Below are 18,738 nucleotides of genomic sequence, written 5' to 3'. Positions count from 1 at the left end.
GTCTCGGTGGCTACCGCCGTACTGCACGGGCTGGGACCGGTGGTGATGTCCAACGAGCGGTCCGCCTCCGATCCGAACCTGATCTGGAACGGTCACGAGGTCAACCACCAGTGGTCCAAGGGCATCGAGGCCGAGGGGCTGCTCCGGGCCGCGCTGGCCGGCCACGCGGGCCTGGCCGAGCCCTACTTCTCGCTGCTGCGGCCGCTCTCCGAGCTGCACATCGCCCGGCTGTTCGCCCAGTTCACCCGGTACGACGACGTGGTGACCAGCTGCAACGCGGCGTTCAAGCTGAGCGACCCGAGCGCCCGGTGGTGCGGCCACTGCCCGAAGTGCCGGTTCATCTTCCTGGCGCTGGCCCCGTTCATGCCCCGGGCCCGGCTGGTGCACATCTTCGGCGCGGACCTGCTCGACGACCCGGCCCAGACCCCCGGTTACCTGGAACTGCTCGGCATCGACGCGCACAAGCCGTTCGAGTGCGTCGGTGAGGTGGAGGAGTCCGTGGTCGCGCTGGGCCTGGTGGCCGAGCACCCCGACTGGCGGGACGCCGCGGTGGTCCGTACCCTCCTCGCGGCCGTCCCGGCGCAGGCGTGGAGCGCGGCGAACGCGACCGACGTGCTCACCCCGGCCGGCCCGCACTTCGTCCCGCCCACCTACGCCAAGGCCCTCACCGCCATCTCCTGACCCACAAGATCGCGGTGATCAGGGAGCTGTTCTGGCGTGTCGTCGGCGCGCCGCGCACTCCACTCCCTGATCACCGCGATCAACCGGGTCCGGGACGGGCGTCGGTGCCGCGCGTTCAGACCCGTCCCGGGCCGTCGTCGCGGATGGCGTCCAGGGCGAGCAGGGCGGCGTGCAGCGAGAGGCAGTCGTCCACCGAGTCGAGGTCGGCCCGGAGGATCCGGCCGATCCGCGCCAGTCGCTCGTAGTACGCCGGCCGGGACAGGTGCGCCGCCGTCGCCGCGGCGGACTTGTTCCGCCCGCTCTCCAGGTAACCGCGCAACGTGCCGAGCAGCGGCTCCCGGGGATGCTCCGCGTCGTACGCCAGCAGGGGGCCGAGTTCCCGCTCGACGAAGGTCTGCACCCTCGGTTCGTCCCGCAGCAGGTGCAGCAGCCCGGCGAGCCCGACGTGCGGCAGCCGGAAGACGGGCAGGTCCCGCCGGCCACGCCGGGCCGCGTCGGCGACCTGGCGGGCCTCCAGGAGGGAACGGCGCACCTCCCGTACGGTGCCCACCCCGGAACCGGCCGCGATGATCACCCCGTCGGGAGCGCCGGCGTACGGGCGGACCGCCGGGGCGAGCGCGTCGAGGCGTACCCGGTCCAGGGCCGCGGCGAAGGCGGCCAACGCCCGGTCCTCACCGGCGGCGTCCCGCAGCGCCAGCACGACCCCGACGGCGTGCTCGTCCAGCGCGCTGGCCAGCCCGCTCAGCCCGGTCCTGCAGTGCCTGGCCGACCTCCTCGGCCAGGTCGCGCAGCCGCGCCTGGGCGGCGGCGGTACCGGGCGCCAGGACCGGCCCGGCGCGGCCGGCATCCGGCCCGTCGGCGCGGTACCGGACCACCACGCCGACCAGGTGGCGGCGGTCCAGCGGCACGCCCAGCGCCCTGGCCCGCAGCGCCACCTCGTCCACCGGGCGGGTGTGGTCGAGCAGCGCGGTGAGCAGGTTGTGGTGGATCTGCCGCTCCAACCCCTCGGCGTCCCGGCGCAGGAGCCGGCCCAGCGCCAGGGTGGAGGCGGCCCGCTCGACCAGGATGGTGAACCGGCGCGGCGGGGTGGCCGGCGACGTCCCGGCGACGGGGTGGGCCGGCGGCTGCCCGCCGGGGTCGGCGGACGGTTCCACGCCGGAGTCGACCGGCACCGTCCCGCCCGGCCAGCGCAGCAGCAGCCGCCCCCAGTCCTGCCCCCGGGCACCGACGGTGGTCACCAGCCAGCCGGCGTCCGGGTCGTACGCGGTCCGCTCGGCCTGCCGGATCCGCCGGGAGTGCTGCTCCCAGCCCCGCAGCAGCAGGTCCGCGCTCTGTCCGGCGGGGTCGTAGGCGAGCACCTGCCGGGAGAGGTTCTCCAGCACCACCGGGCAGCCGGTCAGCTCCGCCGCCTGCCGTACCACCTCGGCCGGCTCGGCCCCCTCCACGGAGAGTTCGGTGAACCGCTGGTGGATCTCCTCCGTCGCCCGCAGCTCGGTGAGCTGGGCGTCCACGATCAGCGCGTGCACCGCCTCGGTGATCGGGACGAACGGCGTCACCCGGCGCAGCTCGACCAGCGGCAGGTTGCGCCGCTGCGCCGCCGACACCATCGCCCTCGGCACCGCCGCCCGGTAGCGGCGGCCCAGCTCGACCAGGAGCCCGGAGACCCCGACGTCGGCGAGTTCGTCGATGAAGGCGCGCAGCCCGGCGTCGTCGCCGGGCAGGCCGATGCCGGTGGTGAGGACCAGCTCACCGCCGCTGAGCAGGGCGGCGATGTCCGGTACCTCGGCGGCGTGCACCCAGCGGACGAGCCGGTCCAGGCCCGCGGCGGCCGGCGGCCGCCGAGCGGACCGCCGTGCCGGACCGGGTCGAGGGCCAGCACCTCACGCACGGTGGGAAACACGGGCACGACGGTACCGCCCGGGTCCGGGCCAGGGTCGGGGCGGCGACCACCCGGGACCCGGGGGTCCGCGGCGGCTCGGCGTCACGTCCCACCGGCCGGCGCGGCCGCATCGCCCTCAGATCGGGTCGTCGCGGCCCAGCTCCCAGCAGGCGACGGCCGTGGCGGCCGCGACGTTGAGCGAGTCCACGCCGCGCCGCATCGGGATCACCACCCGGACGTCGGCGGCGTCCATGGCCGCCCGGGTCAGCCCGGCGCCCTCGGCTCCGAGCAGCAGCGCGGAGCGGGCCCGCTGCGCCGCGTCGAGCCGCTGGATCGGCACCGCGTCCGGGGCCGGGGTCATCGCCAGCACCGTGAAGCCGGCCGCGCGGACCCCGGCGAGCCCGCCGGGCCAGGGGTCGAGCGTCGCGTACGGCACGGCGAACACCTCCCCCATGCTGACCCGCACGCTGCGCCGGTACAGCGGATCGGCGCACGAGGGCGAGAGGAGCACGGCATCGACGCCGAGCCCCGCCACCGCCCGGAAGATCGCGCCGAGGTTGGTGTGGTTGTTCACGTCCTCCAGCACGACCACCCGGCGGGCGGCGGCGAGCACCTGGGCCGGGGTCGGCAGCTCCCGCCGGTGGAACGAGGCGAGCACCCCCCGGTGCACGTGGAAGCCGGTGGCCTGTTCGAGCACGGCGGGGCTGGCCGCGTAGACGGGGGCGCCGGCGGTGGCCAGGTCGCCGAGCTGGTCGACCCGCTTGGCGTCGACCAGGAAGGACCTGGGCCGGTAACCGGCCCGGACGGCCCGGCGGAGCACCAGCTCGCCCTCGGCGATGAAGAGCCCGTGCGGGGGCTCCCAGCGGGTCCGCAGTTCGACGTCGGTCAGCGCCCGGTAGTCGGCGATCCGCGGGTCGTCCGGATCGGTGATCTCCACGGCACCCCCGACCGGTACGCCGGCACCACCGGGCGCGGACTCGACGGTCGACGGGAGCGGAATGGTCTCTTCGGGCACGTCGGCAATTCTCTCCCGCCCGCCGCACCGGGTTGCCGCCCGGTCGGAGCGCGGCAGCGGGCGGGCCCCGCCGGTCGCCGGGCGGGCCGGGGTGCCGGGGCCGGCGAGTGGGTCAGGTGGTGGCGGCCGGTCCGGTCGCGGCGACGCCCCGGGCGGCACCGGCGGCCACACTCGCCGCGACCGCGCCGGCCGTACTGGCCTTGACCAGCCTGGCCCGGCCGACCCGGGGCGCCAACCGGCCGGCACGCCAGGCCACCCCGATGCCGGCGGCGAGCGCGAACATCGCACCGAGACCGTGCAGCGCCGCCGCCAGCATGCCGCCGGCACCCAGCAGCGGGGCGGCGATCATCAACAGGCTGCCGTCGGACTGGCTGAAGACGCCCGACCGGAACAGCGCCAGGCCGCTGAGGAACCAGCCGAGGGAGTAGAGCGCGGCCCCGGTCAGCGCGATGACCCGACCCGCCGTACCGGCGTCCGACGCCGCCCCGGGAAAACCGCCGTACGGGAGCAGCAGCATCATCCCGGCGACCCCGACCAGCAGTCCCGCGGTGGCGATGGCCCGGGCCCGGGTGGTGGCCAGCAGGCTGGTCAGGGCCATCAGCGCGAGTACGCCGAGCCAGAGCGCGCCGATCCAGCCCAGCAGGTACCCCGGTCGGCGGTCGACGACGAACGGCGCGGAGCCGGATCCGACAAGCGTCACCGAACCGTACACAATGGCGTATGCGGGGAGCAGCCAGACGGCCGCCCGACCGAACCGGCGCAGCGTCCAGGACCAGGTGGCGTCGGTGGCCGGCCGGCCAGGTCCGGATTCGACCACGAACGGCAGCAGTGCGAAGCCGCCGTACGGCCATCGCCCGCCGGCCCGGTCCGTACTGAATCCGACGCTGGAGCCCGTCCCGACCGTCGGCGCCATCGCGGTGCGGATAGTCCGTTTCGGTGCCGGCTGTTCGCGGCTGGGGTCGCAGGGGTGGTTCTTCGGGTTCGAGGGGTGGAGCACGCCGTCACCTCGCTCAAGGGGTCTGCGGGTGGGGCGTGGGCGCATCCGATATGACGCCCCGGCTCCTGGTCACCACCCGCCGCTACGACGATGGTGTCAGGCGCCGGGGCGCCACGCCGACGCTTCGGCGAATTAGGTGCTCAGGCCCGCTCCGGCCGGCTCTCCACAGTAGATTCGCCGGTCAGGCTGGCCGGCGGGACCGGCTCGGGTGCCGGCAGCCCCTGCGGGCCGGACCGGGCATTCACCTGCGCCTCCGCGGCGCGTACCTCGTCGTTGACCTGCCGGGCCGCCGCAGCGGCGGCCTCGGCGGCCTCCGCCGCCTCCCGTTCCACGGCCGCCGAGTCGACCGCGGCGCGCGGCTCGTCGCCGACCATCTGGCTCAGCCCGCCGAGCGCGCCGCCGAGCCCCTCGAGCGCCTTGTTCAGCTCGGCCGGCACGATCCAGACCTTGTTGGCCGTGCCGTTCGCGATCTCCGGCAGCGCCTGAAGGTACTGGTAGGCGAGGACCTTCTGGCTCGGGTTGGCCTGGTGGATCGCGTCGAAGACGGTACGGATCGCCTTGGCCTGCCCCTCCGCCTGGAGGATCCGGGCCTGCCGGTCACCGTCGGCGCGCAGCACCGCGGCCTGCTTGTCGCCCTCGGCGGTGAGGATCTGCGACTGCTTCTGCCCCTCCGCGTTCAGGATCGCGGCCCGGCGGTCCCGCTCCGCGCGCATCTGCTTCTCCATCGAGTCACGGATGCTCGGCGGCGGCTCGATCGCCTTGATTTCCACCCGGGTCACCTTGATGCCCCAGCGTCCGGTCGTCTCGTCCAGCACACCGGACAGGTGCCGGTTGATCTGATCCCGGCTGGTCAGCGCCCGCTCCAGGTCGAGCGAGCCGATCACGTTACGTAGGGTCGTGACGGTCAACTGCTCGATGGCCTGCAGGAAGTTGGAGATCTCGTAGGTGGCCTTCACCGCGTCGGCGACCTTGAAGTACAGCACGGTGTCGATCGAGACGCCGAGGTTGTCCGAGGTGATCACCGGCTGGGGCGGGAAGCTCACCACCTGCTCCCGCATGTCGACCTTGGTGCGTACCGCGTCGATGAACGGCACCAGCAGGTTGAGGCCGGGGCTCAGCGTGCGCTTGTACTTGCCCAGCCGTTCGACCACGTCCTGCCGCTGTTGGGGCACGATCCGCACCGCCCGGACCAGGGTGACCACCACGATCAGGGCCACGGCGCCGAGCAACACAGCGAGCGCGATGTCCATACCGCTCACCTCTCGATATCTGGTGGTGCACTGGAAGAAAGGTCGTCCCGCCAGACCAGGGCCGTCACGCCCTTGACCTCGATCACCCGTACCCGCTCGCCGGGCACGAAGACCTGGGTGGCGTCGTACGAACGGGCGCCCCACATCTCGCCGTCGATCTTGACCATGCCGCCGTCGGCGTCGACCCGGTCCAACACCAGCGCGGTGCTGCCGGCGATCGCCTCGACGCCGAACGGCTGCTCACCGCTGACCAGTGCGGACTGTTGGTGCCGCCGGATGGTGGGACGGGCCAGCAGCAGGGTCGCCGCGGAAACACCCGCGAACACCAGGGCCTGGATCGCGAAGGGCGCGCCCAGCGCCGCGGCGCCGGCCGCGGCGAAGGCGCCGATGCCGAACATCACCAGGAAGAGCGTGGTCGTGAAGATCTCCGCGACGACCAGCACGACGCCCAATACGATCCACAGCAGTGGCTCCACACATTTATCCTGTCACGCCCGGGCACGCACGGCGAACAGCGAAGATCGTAAACGCCGGTAAGCTCCCTGTCTGCGGGCCTTTGCTCGGATTCATCGTGGAGGTCCCGTACCCGCCCCCACTGAAAGGAAGGCGCGCGACCATGGCCGCCCTGTCCCCGCAACCCGGCCGGCTGCTGCCGGAAACCGCCCGCCGGATCGACGCCCTCACCGGCCAGGCCCAGGCAGCCGGAAGGGCGCCCTCGCTGATCCTCGGAGTGGTCCGGGAAGGCCGACTCGACCACGTCGCGACCGCCGGCGGGACGCCGACGCCCGATCCGGACACCCAGTACCGGATCGGCTCGATCACCAAGACGATGACGGCGGTGCTGCTGCTGCGGCTGCGCGACGCCGGACGGCTCGGCCTGGACGACCCGCTGGACCGGCACCTGCCCGGTACCCCGCTCGGCGCGGTACGGCTGCGCCAGCTGCTCGGCCACGCCGCCGGCCTGCAACGGGAGCCGGACGGCCAGTGGTGGGAACGGTCCACCGGCGTCGACGTGGACACCCTGCTCGCCGGGCTGACCGCCGAGAAACTGGCGTACCCGCCGCACCGCGTCTTCCACTACTCCAACCTGGCGTACGGGGTGCTCGGGGCGGTCCTCGAACGGGTCACCGGGACGTCGTGGTGGCAGCTCGTCCAGGCGGAACTGCTCGGTCCACTGGGGATGGTGCGCACGTCGTACCAGGCGGAGGAGCCGTTCGCGCGCGGCTACGTCGTACACCCGTGGCACGGGACGCTGCGGGAGGAACCCCGTACCGACACCGGGTCGATGGCACCGGCGGGGCAGCTCTGGGCCACCCTCACCGACCTGGCCCGGTGGGCCGCCTTCCTCGCCGACCCGGATCCGCGGATCCTCGATCCCGGAACGCTGACCGAGATGTGCGTACCGGTCTCCCTCAGCGACCTCGACTCGTGGACCGCCGGATACGGCCTCGGACTCGAACTGCACCGCGTCGGCGAGCGGGTGTTCGCCGGGCACGGCGGGTCGATGCCGGGTTACCTCGCGACCCTGTCGGTGCACCGGCCCTCCCGGACCGCGGTGGTCGGGTTCGCCAACGCGTACGGCCTGCGCACCGGCGCCCTGTCCCCGCTCGGCCGCCGGGTGCTCAGCACCGTACTCGACCTGGAGCCGGCGCCGGCCCGGCCCTGGCGGCCCGCGACGGCCGCACCCACCCCGGAGGTTGCCGAACTGACCGGCACCTGGTGGTGGATGGGTCGGGAATACGAGGTGGCCTGGGACCCCACCGACGACGAGCTGGTCTTCACCCTGCCGGCACCCGCCGGCGGGGCGGGCTGGCGCTTCGGCCGGGACGGCACGGGCCGCTGGCGGGGCCGGTCCGGGATGAACGACGGCGAGACCATCGCGGTACGCCGGGACGCCGCCGGCGCGGTCACCGCGCTGGACATCGCGACGTTCGTCTTCACCCGGCACCCGGACGACCTCGGCTGAGGCCGCCCCGGTCAGTCCGGCACGGTCACGAAGTCGATCAGCCGCTCGACCGCGTTGATCAGCGGCGTCTCCACGTCCTGGAAGCTGTCCACCCGGGAGAGGATCCGCCGCCACATCGCGGCGGGCTCGGCCACCCCGAGGGCCGCACAGACGCCCTCCTTCCACGGGCGTCCCGGCGGCACCACCGGCCATGCCCCGATACCGAGCGCGCCCGGCTTCACCGCCTGCCACACGTCCACGTACGGGTGCCCGGTGACCAGCACGTGCGGCGAGGTGACCGCGGCGACGATCCGGCTCTCCTTGGAGCCCGGCACCAGATGGTCGACGAGCACCCCCAGTCGCCGCTGCGGCCCCGGACCGAAGTCCCGCACGTGCTCGGCGAGCGCGTCGATGCCGTCCAGCGGCTCCACCACCACGCCCTCGATCCGCAGGTCGTCGCCCCAGATCCGCTCCACCAGGGCGGCGTCGTGGATGCCCTCCACCCAGATCCGGCTCGCCTTGGCCACCTGGGCGCGCACCCCGGCCACCGCGACGGAACCGGAGGCGGTCCGCTGCCGGGCCGCGGGTGCCGCCCGGGGCTGCGGCCGGCGCAACGTCACCACCTGACCGTCGAGCAGGAACGCCGCCGGCAGCAACGGGAAGTTGCGCCGCCGGCCGTGCCGGTCCTCCAGAACCACCGCACCCGCCTCGAAACCGACCACCGCGCCACAGAAGCCCGAATCGGCGTCCTCCACGACCAGGTCCGGTTCGGCGTCCACCTCGGGTACCACCCTGCGCCGTCGCCAGTTCCCGGCGAGCACGTCATCGCCGTACATCCTCCCCATGGCCGCGACGCTAACCCCGACGCGGCGGTCGGTCGCGCAGACGCGCCGCCCTGTCAGCACACGAGACAGCGTCGCGGCGAGCACGTACCCTAGCCGCATGTCCCCCGCAACGGGCGCGGCGACCATCGCCGTGCGCCGGTCCAGCCGGTTCGTGGCCTGGGTACGGGCCTGGCGCGCCGGTCTGGTGCCGTACGACGAGATCGCCGACGAGATCGCCGGCGACGAGGAACACCTCGTCGCCGATGCTCCGGGCACCTGGACCGACGTGCCGCTCCGCGACGCGCTGGCCATGTTCTCGAAGCTCTCGCCGGACGAGATCCGACTGGTGCTGCCGGCCCCCGGCGACCCGCGCGGGTTGCCCGGCCCCGGACCGTTCGCCGCCGCCGCGCTGCTGGCCGGCGAGGCCGTGGTGGCCCGTGGTCTCGGTGTGATCCCGGAGGTACGCAGTCACACCTCCGGGTCCGGAGTGACCTTCGAGACCGTGCTGTGGCGGGTACACCCGCTGCCGGAGACCGCGCCGACCGCCTCGCTCGGCGGCCCGGGCGCCGCCGAGGCCGAGGCGGAACTGGCCACCACCCTGGCCGAGGCGACCGCCGCGCTGGCCCGGCTCGACGTCGCCCAGTGGCGTCCCGAACTGGCCGGGGCGCTCGCCGCGCTACGCCGCCCGGACAACGGCGTCGACCTGCCGCCCGGCTTCGACCCGCGGTCCCGCCGGCTCTTCGCCCGGGCGAGCGTGCTGGACCAGGTGCTGGCGCTGGCCGAGCACGCGGCACCGGGCGGCTCGATCAACGGTTACGAGGCACAGCAGCGCGACGCCGCGCTGCGTCCGCTCACCGCCGCCTGCCGGCGAGCGGTGGTCGCCGCCTGCAACGCCCCACTGTGCCTCTAGCGGCACACTCGTCCCGGACGCCGGGATTGCCCCCACAACTGTCCTGCCTGGACGACTGAGCCGGATGGGACGGTTCGGCGCGGGGCCGGAGCCGGCGGGCGCCGGTCAGATCTCGTCGATCAGGTCCGCGACCGAGGAGACGATCCGGGACGGCCGGTACGGATAGCGCTCCGCCTCGGCCCGGGCGCTGATCCCGGTCAGCACCAGGATCGTCTCCAGGCCCGCCTCCAGCCCGCAGAGGATGTCCGTGTCCATCCGGTCACCGATCATCGCGGTCGTCTCCGAGTGCGCGTCGATGGTGTTCAACGCCGAGCGCATCATCATCGGGTTCGGCTTGCCGACGAAGTACGGCTCCACCCCGGTCGCCTTGGAGATCATCGCGGCCACCGAGCCCGCGGCCGGCAGGGCGCCCTCGGTCGACGGGCCGGTCGGATCCGGATTGGTGCAGATGAACCGGGCCCCGTCGTCGATCAGCCGGACCGCCTTGGTGATCGCCTCGAAGCTGTAGGTCCGGGTCTCCCCCAGCACGACGTAGTCCGGGGCGTAGTCGGTCAGCACGTAGCCGACCGCGTGCATCGCCGTGGTCAGGCCGGCCTCGCCGATGACGTACGCGGTCCCGCCCGGGCGCTGGCCGGCCAGGAACTGCGCGGTGGCCAGCGCGGCGGTCCAGATCGCGCGCTCCGGCACCTCGAACCCCATCCGGTTCAGCCGCGCCTGCAGGTCCCGGGGCGTGTAGATCGAGTTGTTGGTCAACACCAGGAAGGGTTTGCCGGAGGAGCGCAACCGGCTGACGAACTCCGGTGCTCCCGGCACCGGCTGTCCCTCGTGCACCAGCACGCCGTCCATGTCGGTCAGCCAGCTCTCCACCGGCTTGCGATCGGTCACGCCGGTGCTCCCGGGCGGAAAACTGGCAGGTCTCGCTGGATCATCGCTCTCCTGGTCTGCGCTGGTCAGGGACGCCGGGCCGGCCGGCAGCAACCGGTCTGGCAGGTGTCCCAGTCGGGGAGCGTACCGAGCCGTCGTCGCGGCGCCGTTTCGCCCGGGTCAAGCGGACCGGTCGGGTTGAGCGAACCGGTCGGGTCAAGCGGAGCCGCCGGATCGAGCCGCTCGGTCACCAGCTCCCGGACCATCCCGACGAATCTCGGGTCGGTGCCGGGGGTGCCCGCCCGGACGAAGTCCAGGCCGAGCTGCTTCGCGGTGGCGGCCGCCTCGGTGTCCAGATCCCACACCACCTCGAGGTGGTCGGAGACGAACCCGATCGGGCTCACCACGACCGAGGTGACCCCGTCGGCCGCCAACGTCCGCAGGTGGCGGTTGATGTCCGGTTCCAGCCACGGCACGTGGGGCGGGCCGGACCGGCTCTGCCACACCAGGTCGTACGGCAGGTCCGGGGCGGCCGCCGCGGCGACCAGTCCGGCGGTCTCGCGCAGCTGCGCCTCGTACCGGCCGCCGTCGGGTCCGGCGGTGGCGGCCATGCTCACCGGGACCGAGTGGGCGGTGAAGACGAGCCGGGTGCTCGCCCGCCGGCCGGGGTCGAGGGTGCCCAGTGCGGCGGCCACGGCGTCGGCGTGCGGCTCGACGAATCCGGGGTGGTCCCAGTACTGCCGCAGCTTCTCGATCGCCGGAGCGTCGGGGCCGACCGCCGCCCGCGCCGCCGCGATGTCCTCCCGGTACTGCCGGCAGGACGAGTAGCCGGCGTAGGCGCTGGTCACGAAGCCGAGCGCGGAACGGATGCCGTCGTCGCGCATCTGGGCGACGGTGTCGGCGAGCATCGGGTGCCAGTTGCGGTTGCCCCAGTAGACCGGCAGATCCAGCGCGTGGGCGGCGAAGTCGGCCCGGATCGCGGCGAGCAGGTCCCGGCACTGCTGGTTGATCGGTGAGATCCCACCGAAGTGCTGGTAGTGCTCGGCCACCTCGGCCAGCCGCTCCGGCGGCACGTTGCGGCCCCGGGTCACGTTGGCCAGGAACGGCAGGACGTCCTCGGGCCGCTCGGGCCCGCCGAACGAGATCAACACAACCGCGTCGTACGCCATGGTTCCATTGTCCCCGCCCGGCGGGGCCGAACGGTTTGGAGGGGGCCCTTCCTATACCGAAAGCGATAAGAAGGGGCCCTTCCTTACACGTCAGGCGCCGAGGGCGTGGTAGCCGCCGTCGACGTGCACGATCTCGCCGGTCGTGGCCGGGAACCAGTCGGAGAGCAGCGCCAGGCAGGCCCGGGCCGCCGGCTCCTGGTCGGTCAGCTCCCAGCCCAGCGGCGCCCGCTCGGCCCAGGCGTTCTCGAACTGCTCGAAGCCGGGAATGGACCGTGCCGCCATGTCCGCAGCGGGCCCGCGGAGACCAGGTTGCTGCGGATCCCCTTCGGGCCCAGGTGCAGCGCGAGATAGCGGGACGCGGACTCCAGCCCGGCCTTGGCCACGCCCATCCAGTCGTACACCGGCCAGGCCTTGGTGGCGTCGAAGGTGAGGCCGACCACGGCACCGCCCGGGCTCATCAGCGGCAGCGCCGCCATCGCCAGGGACTTGTACGAGTACGTCGAGACGTGCACCGCGGTCGCCACGTCCTCCCACGGCGCGTCCAGGAAGCCCCCGCCCAGGCAGCTCGCCGGCGCGAAGCCGATCGAGTGGACGACCCCGTCCAGCCCGTCCACGTGCTCACGGACCCGCTCCGCGAGGCCGCCGAGCTGCTCGCTGTCCGTCACGTCCAGCTCGATCACCGGAGCCGGCTCGGGCAGCCGCTTGGCGATCCGCTCGACCAGCGACATCCGGCCGAAGCCGGTGAGTACGACGGTGGCGCCGTTCTCCTGGGCGAGCTTCGCCACCGAGAACGCGATCGACTGGTCGGTGATCACACCGGTGACGAGCAGCCGCTTGCCGGCCAGCAGTCCAGACACGTGCAGATCCTCCATGCGCTCGTGGTCGAAGGTTGAGTCGGTGGGCGGCTAGTGGCCCATGCCCAGGCCGCCGTCGACCGGGATGACCGCACCCGAGACGTAGCCGGCGGCGTCGGAGGCGAGCCAGGTCACCACCCCGGCCACCTCGTCGGCGCTGGCCATCCGGCCGGCCGGGATGGACTTGCGGATCTCGGCCTTCCGCTCCTCGGAGAGCACCTGGGTCATGTCGGTGTCGATGAACCCGGGCGCCACCACGTTCGCGGTGACGTTGCGGGCGCCCAACTCGCGGGTGATCGAGCGGGCGACGCCGACCAGGCCCGCCTTGCTCGCCGCGTAGTTGACCTGGCCGGCGCCGCCGGACAGGCCCACCACCGAGGAGACGAAGATCATGCGTCCCCACCGGGCCCGGACCATCTTGGTGGCGGCGCGCTTGGCGCAGCGGTAGGCGCCGGTGAGGTTGGTGTCGAGCACGGTGCTGAACTGCTCCTCGGACATCCGCATCAGCAGGGTGTCCGCGGTCATGCCGGCGTTCGCGACCAGCACCTCGACCGGCCCGAACTCGGCCTCGACCGCCGAGAAGGCCGCGTCGACCTGTTCACTGTCGGTGACGTCACACCGGACGCCGAAGAGGTCCTGCGGTGCGGCGTTGCCACGGTGGGTCACCGCCACCCGGTCACCCTGCTTGGCGAAGGCCTGCGCGACGGCCAGCCCGATGCCGCGGTTTCCCCCGGTCACCAGCACTGTTCGGGCCACGGTCTGTCCTCCTCGCGGACGTACGGATGATGCGCGTGGTGCGCGATGGAGACTAGGCGCTACCGGCAGGTAAGCCCTAACCGGGGCACGTGATACCGGGGTATGACGTGCGGAATCGTCCCCTGGGGGCACGACGGTGCAGATCCGCCGCCCGTACCCTGGCCGGTGATGGAGAACGCCACCGCGGGCCGGCTGCACGGCGTACTGGCCGACCTCGGTCGGCTGCTGGCCGGCCCGGACTATCCGCCGGCCCCGCCGGTCGGGCCGCCCGGTCGGTGGCGGCGCTGGTGGCGGCGGGGGCAGCCCTATCTGACGCCGCTGCTCCTGCTCGCGCTGATCGGCCTGACCGTCGCCGCCTCCCAGTACCTGGTGGACGAGCGGGGCACCCGTCAGTTCGTCGCGCTCCTGCTCGGGGCCGGCTCCACCCTGCCGCCGGCGCTGGCCCCGCGCCGTCCCCTGCTCGCCTGGCGGGTCAGCTACCCGATGCTCTTCCTCGGCGCGCTGGGCACCACCCCGAGCGAGGGCTGGCCGTGGAACCCGGTGCAGATCTTCGGCTTCATCTTCCTGCTCTTCCTGCTGGCCGCCCGCGCCGACAGCGGCGTCGCCGCCTGGGCCGGCCTGTTCAGCCTGCTGCCGCTCTACCTCCTCATGCCGCACCCCGAGAACGCGCACGGCGTGACCGTGCTCTTCGCCGTGACGGTGATCCTCGGTGACCAGGTGCGACGTCGTCGGCAGAGCCAGCGGGCCCTGGCCGAACAGGCCGAACGCAGCGAGCTGGAGCAGGCCCGGCGGGCGGTGCTGGAGGAACGGACCCGGATCGCCCGGGAGATGCACGACGTGGTGGCGCACCACATGTCCATGATCGCGGTGCAGGCGGAGACCGCCCCGTACCGGCTCGCCGCGCTGCCCGACCCGGCCCGCTCGGAGTTCTCCGCGATCGCCGGCGCCGCCCGGGAGGCGCTGGCCGACATGCGCCGGCTGCTCGGCGTGCTGCGCAGCGAGCCGGCCGCGCCGCAGACCTCGCCGCAACCCGGCCTGGCCGAGGTACCCGAACTGGTCGAGGCGGCCCGTCGGGCCGGGATGTCGGTGACCTTCGGCGGGCTGCCGGCGACGGATGCCGGCACGACGGCGCCGGTCGGGCTGGCCGCGTACCGGATCATCCAGGAGGCGCTGGCCAACGCCGCCCGGCACGCCCCGGGCGGCGCGGTCCGGGTCGCGCTGCGCGGCGACGAGCGGGCCCTGACCGTCACCGTGGACAACGGTCCGGCCAGCGCCGGGCCGCCCGCCGGCACCGGCCGGGGCGAGGGGCACGGGCTGACCGGCATGCGGGAGCGGGCCCGGCTGCTCGGCGGGACCCTCACCGCCGGCCCCACCGAACAGGGGTACGCGGTGACCGCGCACCTGCCGCACCGGACGGAGGAGACGATCTCGTGATCGGGTACCGCCGGTGATCCGGGTGCTGATCGCCGACGACCAGGCGATGGTGCGGCAGGGATTCGGCGCGCTGCTGGCCGCCCAGCCCGACCTGCTGGTGGTCGGCGACGCGGCCAACGGCGCCGACGCGGTCACCGAGACCCGGCGACTGGACCCGGACGTGGTGCTGATGGACGTCCGGATGCCGGTGCTCGACGGGTTGGCCGCCACCCGCCGGCTCCTCGGCGACCGGCCGGGCAGCGACCGGCCCCGGGTGCTGATCCTCACCACGTTCGACCTCGACGACTACGTCTACGAGGCGCTGCGGGCCGGGGCGAGCGGCTTCCTGCTCAAGGACGCCCCCGCCGCCGACCTGGTGCACGCGGTCCGGGTCGTCGCGGCCGGTGACGCCCTGCTCGCCCCCGCGGTCACCCGGCGACTGATCGCCGAGTTCGCCGCCCGTCCGGGCCGGGACCGGCCCCGGCCGACCTCGCTGGCCGCGCTCACCCCACGGGAGACCGAGGTGCTGCGGTTGATCGCGCGGGGGCGCTCCAACACCGAGATCGCCGCCGACCTGGTCGTCGCCGAACAGACCGTCAAGACCCATGTCGGGCGGATCCTGGCCAAGCTCGACCTGCGCGACCGGGCCCAGGCCGTCGTCGTCGCGTACGAGACGGGGCTGGTGGCGGCGGGCGAGTAGTCCCCGGGTAGCCCGTCGGGGACCACTCCCCGGGTTGACGACCCGGGGCCGGCCGGCGCCGCATCCTTGCCTCCCTGATCGACCGGGAGGAGCCGAGGACGGATGACACGACGACCACCGGTACGCGGCGCGGTGGCGGGCCTGCTGGCGCTGGGCCTGCTCGTACCGCCGCCACCCGGCCGGGCGAGCACACCACCGGCGCCGCCGGACCGGTTCACCGCGGCCTACCCGTACGTCGCCTCCACGATGCGCGCCGCCGGGCAGCCGTACGCCGGTTGGGCCGACTCCGGACGTTCCTTCCTGGTCTTCGACCCGGGCGGGGACGGCTTCGCGGTCGAGGTGCTGGGCGACCTCGACCGGGCCGACCGGATCGCGGTGCTGGTGCCGGGGGTGGACAGCACGCTGCGGGACTTCGACCGGGGGCTGGGCGGGGTTACCCGGCGCGCCCCGGCGGTACAGGCCCGGGCGCTCCACGCCGAGGCCCGCGCGGCGGATCCGGGTGCCGGGGTGGCGGTGCTGGCCTGGCTGGGCTACGACCCGCCGAACGGGCTCGGACCGGCGGCGGCCCGCGAGGCGAGCGCCCGCGCCGGCGCCCGGGCCCTGACCCAGCTGGTACGGCTGCTGGTCCGGCACCGGCCGCGGACGACCGTGACCCTGGTCGGGCACAGTTACGGCGCGCTGGTCGTCGGGTTGGCCGCACCCGCGTTACCCGGGCAGGTGACCAACCTGGTCGCGCTGGCCGGGGTCGGGATGGGCGCCGCCGACCGGGCCGGCCTGCGCACCGGGGCGACGGTGTGGGCCGCCGAGGCGCCGGACGACTGGGTCCGCTGGTTACCCCCGGCGCGGCTGCTCGGGCACGGGCACGGCGTCCGCCCGTCCGCCCCGGGCTTCGGTGCGCGCCCGCTACCCGTGGACGGGGTGACCGGACACGACGGCTACCTGGTGCCGGGCAGCGGGACCCTGCGCGCGGTGGCCGCGCTCACCCTGGGCCGGCCCGCCCCGGTGACCGGGCCGGCGTCGGCGGGCGCCCGGTGAGCGCCCCGGCGACGGCGCCCGGCGGTGGCGCCACCGTCGAGGGTCGGGGGCCGGTGGTGGCGGCCCGGCATCCGAACCCCGGAGGCCGGGCTCACGGCGCCGAAGGCCGGGATCGGAGCATCGACGGCCTGCGGGCGTACGCGATCGGCGGTGTGGTGTTCGGGCACTGGCTGGTGACCGCGCTGGTGCCGGGGTCCGACGGCGGGCTGCGGCTGGCGAGCCCACTGGGCGCCATGCCGGCACTGGCACCGGCCACCTGGTTCCTCCAGACCCTGGGACTGTTCTTCTTCGTCAGCGGCTACGCCGGCGCCCGGTCCCTCGACACCGCCCGCCGGCGCCGTACCGCCGGTCCGTCCGGTACCGGTGGTACCGCCGGTACCGGCAGGCGGCCCGGTGCCGGCGGGGCGGGCTGGCTGTGGCGCCGGCTGAGCCGGTTGGCCACGCCGGTCGGCGCGCTCCTCGGCTGCTGGGCGGCGCTGCTGGCCGGGGCGGCGCTGGTCGGAATGCCGGGCGCGACGCTGCGCAGCGTCGCCACGCTGGTGGTCAGTCCACTCTGGTTCCTGCTGCCACTGGTCGTCCTGACCGCCCTGACCGGGCCACTCGTCCGGCTGTGCCGACGGTACGGCCCGGTCCGGCCGGCGGCGGCGGTGCTGGCCCTGGTCGCACTGGGCGACCTCGCCGGGTACGCCCTGCCGGGCAGCGCCGGCTGGCGGACCCCGCTCGCCGTCCTCGCCGGCTGGCTGCTGCCGTACCTGCTCGGCGTCGCGACCGCCGGCGGGCGGTTCGGCAGCCGCCGGGACGGGTGGTGGCTGATGCTGGGCGGGGCCGCCGCGATGGGCGTGCTCGTGTTCTGCGCCGGTTATCCGGCCAGCGCCGTGGGGGTCCCCGGGGACGGCCGGTCCAACCTGGACCCGCCGTCGCTGTTCGCGGTGGCGCTGGCCCTGGCCCAGGTCGGTGCCGCGTTGCTGGTCCGCCCCGCACTGGCCCGCCTGCTGGCCCGGCCCCGCTGGTGGCGACCGGTGCGCCGGCTCAACTCGGCGGCCATCGGCGTCTACCTGTGGCACCAGAGCGTGCTGGTCGGCGTCACCACCCTCGCCGCGCTCGGCGGGCGGCTGGCCGGTACGCCCGTGGTGCCGGGGCTGCACTCGGCCCCCGACGGACCGGTCTGGCTGGCCGCGCGGCTCGGTTGGCTCCCGCTGCTGGCGCTGGTGCTCGCCGTCCTCGCCCGGCCCCGGGCCGTCGAATCCGGGCCGGCAGCGGCCCCAGCTCAGGGGTGTCCGGGTCGGGGATGAGGTGGCGGGTTCCGGGGTGCCGCGATCCGGTCGAACAGGAAGGCTTCGAGCCGGTCCCAGGAGGCCTGCAACAGCGACGACGGGTCCTCGGCCGCCGCCAGGTCCCGTCCGGTGACGAAGGCGCTGCGGGTGTACCGCTCGCCGCCCCGCAGGTAGCTGAGCCGGAGCACCGTGTGCCGGCCGTGCTGCTCGACCACCGGCGTCAGCACCGGACCGGGGAACGGCGTCCGGCAGTGTTCGCAGAGCTGGCAGGGTTCGGTGCCTCCGGTGTCCGGGCCGGTCGCCGCGTCCGGCGTGCTGGACCGGGCCGGCCCGGGGACCACCCGTTCGCCCGCCAGCGGTACGCCGTGCCGGCCGCACCGCCAGCAGGCGCGGCGCCACGGGAACGCGTGGGCGTCGCGGCGGGAAGCCGGGACGGGCGCCGCCGCCCCGGGAAGCGCGGTGCCGGGGGTCGCCGGGTCGGTGCGGTCCGGGTCGTCGTCGGCGGCGACCGGGGCGGGCCGCCACCGCATCGCGCCACGGAGATGCCGCTCGTCGTCGAGGCCGGGTCGGGCCGGCCGGCAGTCGTCTGAGCAGTAGGCGGAGCCTTCGGCGGGCGGGGCTCCGCACGGGCAGAGGCCGGCGAGAGCGCGGTCGATGTGATCGAAGATGCTCATCGGGGACTCGACACCTCCTCGACCAGCTCGCCGGATCCCTACCCCTCGCATCCTGGCACCTGACCGCGCCGGAGTGCAGCCCTGCGCGCCGTCGGTCCGTACCGCGGCCGGGTCGGGCCGGCGGCGCACCCGCCCGGTGGCCGATCGGCCGCATCCGGCCCTCCACCAGGCAATTCGCCGCAGAACACGGGCCGGGTGTAGCATCATCGACGGTTCCGGCCCGGTCGACATGTGGAGGTGATCGCTGTGCGAGATAGCGATCCTCCCAGTCGTGGCCGGGCCGATGGTCAGTTCGCCTGAGCCAGTGACTGCTCCCGCCGACTGACCCAGCTCCGCTCCACACCGCACCGCGCACCCCGGCATCGCCCGGGAGAGCGGTCGCGGGACGCCTCCCGACGGTCACACCCGTCGAGGCCCCTGTGGAGCGCCCGGTCACGACTTCGTGTGCGCCCGCTGATCCCCGTACGCCCACCGGCCGGTTTTGCCCGGCCCGGGGCG

The 18,738-nt window shown here is 74.4% G+C and carries 15 protein-coding genes and 4 pseudogenes; 7 read left to right on the top strand and 12 right to left on the bottom strand.

Annotation, left to right across the window (positions count from 1 at the left end):
• Positions 1-681, top strand: a pseudogene (locus ACQEUR_RS17985) (hypothetical protein); the annotation flags it as partial.
• 115 nt (positions 682-796) lie between these two features.
• Here the strand turns inward: ACQEUR_RS17985 and ACQEUR_RS17980 are convergent.
• The 6 genes and pseudogenes from ACQEUR_RS17980 to ACQEUR_RS17955 all read right to left on the bottom strand — a co-directional run.
• A pseudogene (locus ACQEUR_RS17980) lies at positions 797-1,772 on the bottom strand (PucR family transcriptional regulator); the annotation flags it as partial.
• An 84-nt stretch (positions 1,773-1,856) separates the two neighbouring features.
• Positions 1,857-2,581, bottom strand: a pseudogene (locus ACQEUR_RS17975) (PucR family transcriptional regulator ligand-binding domain-containing protein); the annotation flags it as partial.
• Between the two features lie 115 nt (positions 2,582-2,696).
• Positions 2,697-3,575, bottom strand: coding sequence for a TrmH family RNA methyltransferase (locus tag ACQEUR_RS17970; protein WP_433032205.1), 879 nt, complete (start codon positions 3,573-3,575; stop codon positions 2,697-2,699).
• Between the two features lie 112 nt (positions 3,576-3,687).
• Entirely contained in the window at positions 3,688-4,488 is an 801-nt protein-coding gene (locus ACQEUR_RS17965; RefSeq protein WP_433032202.1) for a hypothetical protein, read from the bottom strand.
• A gap of 224 nt (positions 4,489-4,712) precedes the next feature.
• Complete coding sequence (locus ACQEUR_RS17960) at positions 4,713-5,822, bottom strand: SPFH domain-containing protein (RefSeq protein ID WP_433032199.1); 1,110 nt, start codon at positions 5,820-5,822, stop codon at positions 4,713-4,715.
• Between the two features lie 5 nt (positions 5,823-5,827).
• Positions 5,828-6,298, bottom strand: a complete 471-nt coding sequence (locus ACQEUR_RS17955; RefSeq protein ID WP_433032196.1) for an NfeD family protein — start codon at positions 6,296-6,298, stop codon at positions 5,828-5,830.
• Between the two features lie 140 nt (positions 6,299-6,438).
• Between ACQEUR_RS17955 and ACQEUR_RS17950 the strand changes: the two genes are divergently transcribed.
• Entirely contained in the window at positions 6,439-7,788 is a 1,350-nt protein-coding gene (locus ACQEUR_RS17950) for a serine hydrolase domain-containing protein (protein WP_433032193.1), read from the top strand.
• A gap of 11 nt (positions 7,789-7,799) precedes the next feature.
• On the opposite strand, the gene ACQEUR_RS17945 is transcribed toward ACQEUR_RS17950, so the two are convergent.
• On the bottom strand, positions 7,800-8,612 hold the full coding sequence (locus ACQEUR_RS17945; RefSeq protein ID WP_433032190.1) for a DUF3097 domain-containing protein: 813 nt from the start codon (positions 8,610-8,612) through the stop codon (positions 7,800-7,802).
• Between the two features lie 97 nt (positions 8,613-8,709).
• On the opposite strand from ACQEUR_RS17945, the gene ACQEUR_RS17940 reads away from it, so the two are divergent.
• On the top strand, positions 8,710-9,501 hold the full coding sequence (locus ACQEUR_RS17940) for a hypothetical protein (RefSeq protein WP_433032187.1): 792 nt from the start codon (positions 8,710-8,712) through the stop codon (positions 9,499-9,501).
• Between the two features lie 105 nt (positions 9,502-9,606).
• Here ACQEUR_RS17940 and ACQEUR_RS17935 read toward each other — a convergent pair whose 3' ends face one another.
• The 4 genes and pseudogenes from ACQEUR_RS17935 to fabG all read right to left on the bottom strand — a co-directional run bounded on the left by ACQEUR_RS17935 (position 9,607) and on the right by fabG (position 13,144).
• Positions 9,607-10,386: an HAD-IIA family hydrolase gene (locus ACQEUR_RS17935; protein ID WP_433032184.1), complete on the bottom strand. Its 780-nt coding sequence runs from the start codon at positions 10,384-10,386 to the stop codon at positions 9,607-9,609.
• A gap of 65 nt (positions 10,387-10,451) precedes the next feature.
• A complete protein-coding gene (locus ACQEUR_RS17930) occupies positions 10,452-11,534 on the bottom strand; it encodes a ferrochelatase (protein WP_433032181.1) in 1,083 nt (360 codons plus the stop codon).
• Positions 11,535-11,624: 90 nt separating this feature from the next.
• A pseudogene (gene fabI / locus ACQEUR_RS17925) lies at positions 11,625-12,391 on the bottom strand (enoyl-ACP reductase FabI).
• 48 nt (positions 12,392-12,439) lie between these two features.
• The gene (gene fabG / locus ACQEUR_RS17920; protein ID WP_433032178.1) at positions 12,440-13,144 is read right to left on the bottom strand and encodes a 3-oxoacyl-ACP reductase FabG; all 705 of its coding nucleotides are present in this window, start codon (positions 13,142-13,144) and stop codon (positions 12,440-12,442) included.
• A gap of 168 nt (positions 13,145-13,312) precedes the next feature.
• On the opposite strand from fabG, the gene ACQEUR_RS17915 reads away from it, so the two are divergent.
• The 4 genes from ACQEUR_RS17915 (at position 13,313) to ACQEUR_RS17900 (ending at position 17,584) form a co-directional block, all read left to right on the top strand.
• Complete coding sequence (locus tag ACQEUR_RS17915) at positions 13,313-14,578, top strand: sensor histidine kinase (protein ID WP_433032176.1); 1,266 nt, start codon at positions 13,313-13,315, stop codon at positions 14,576-14,578.
• A 13-nt stretch (positions 14,579-14,591) separates the two neighbouring features.
• Complete coding sequence (locus ACQEUR_RS17910; protein WP_433032173.1) at positions 14,592-15,257, top strand: response regulator; 666 nt, start codon at positions 14,592-14,594, stop codon at positions 15,255-15,257.
• Between the two features lie 102 nt (positions 15,258-15,359).
• Complete coding sequence (locus tag ACQEUR_RS17905) at positions 15,360-16,292, top strand: alpha/beta hydrolase (protein ID WP_433032170.1); 933 nt, start codon at positions 15,360-15,362, stop codon at positions 16,290-16,292.
• Entirely contained in the window at positions 16,289-17,584 is a 1,296-nt protein-coding gene (locus ACQEUR_RS17900) for an acyltransferase family protein (protein ID WP_433032167.1), read from the top strand. Before ACQEUR_RS17905 ends, ACQEUR_RS17900 begins: the two co-directional genes overlap by 4 nt.
• On the opposite strand, the gene ACQEUR_RS17895 is transcribed toward ACQEUR_RS17900, so the two are convergent.
• Entirely contained in the window at positions 17,560-18,240 is a 681-nt protein-coding gene (locus ACQEUR_RS17895) for a hypothetical protein (protein ID WP_433032164.1), read from the bottom strand. The genes ACQEUR_RS17900 and ACQEUR_RS17895 overlap by 25 nt on opposite strands.
• Positions 18,241-18,738: the final 498 nt, after the last annotated feature.

This window comes from Plantactinospora sp. CA-290183 (genome assembly GCF_050936375.1).
In the GTDB taxonomy this organism is placed as follows: domain Bacteria; phylum Actinomycetota; class Actinomycetes; order Mycobacteriales; family Micromonosporaceae; genus Plantactinospora.
Note: the sequence above shows the minus strand (reverse complement) of the source record. Positions and strands in the feature narration are given on the sequence as shown.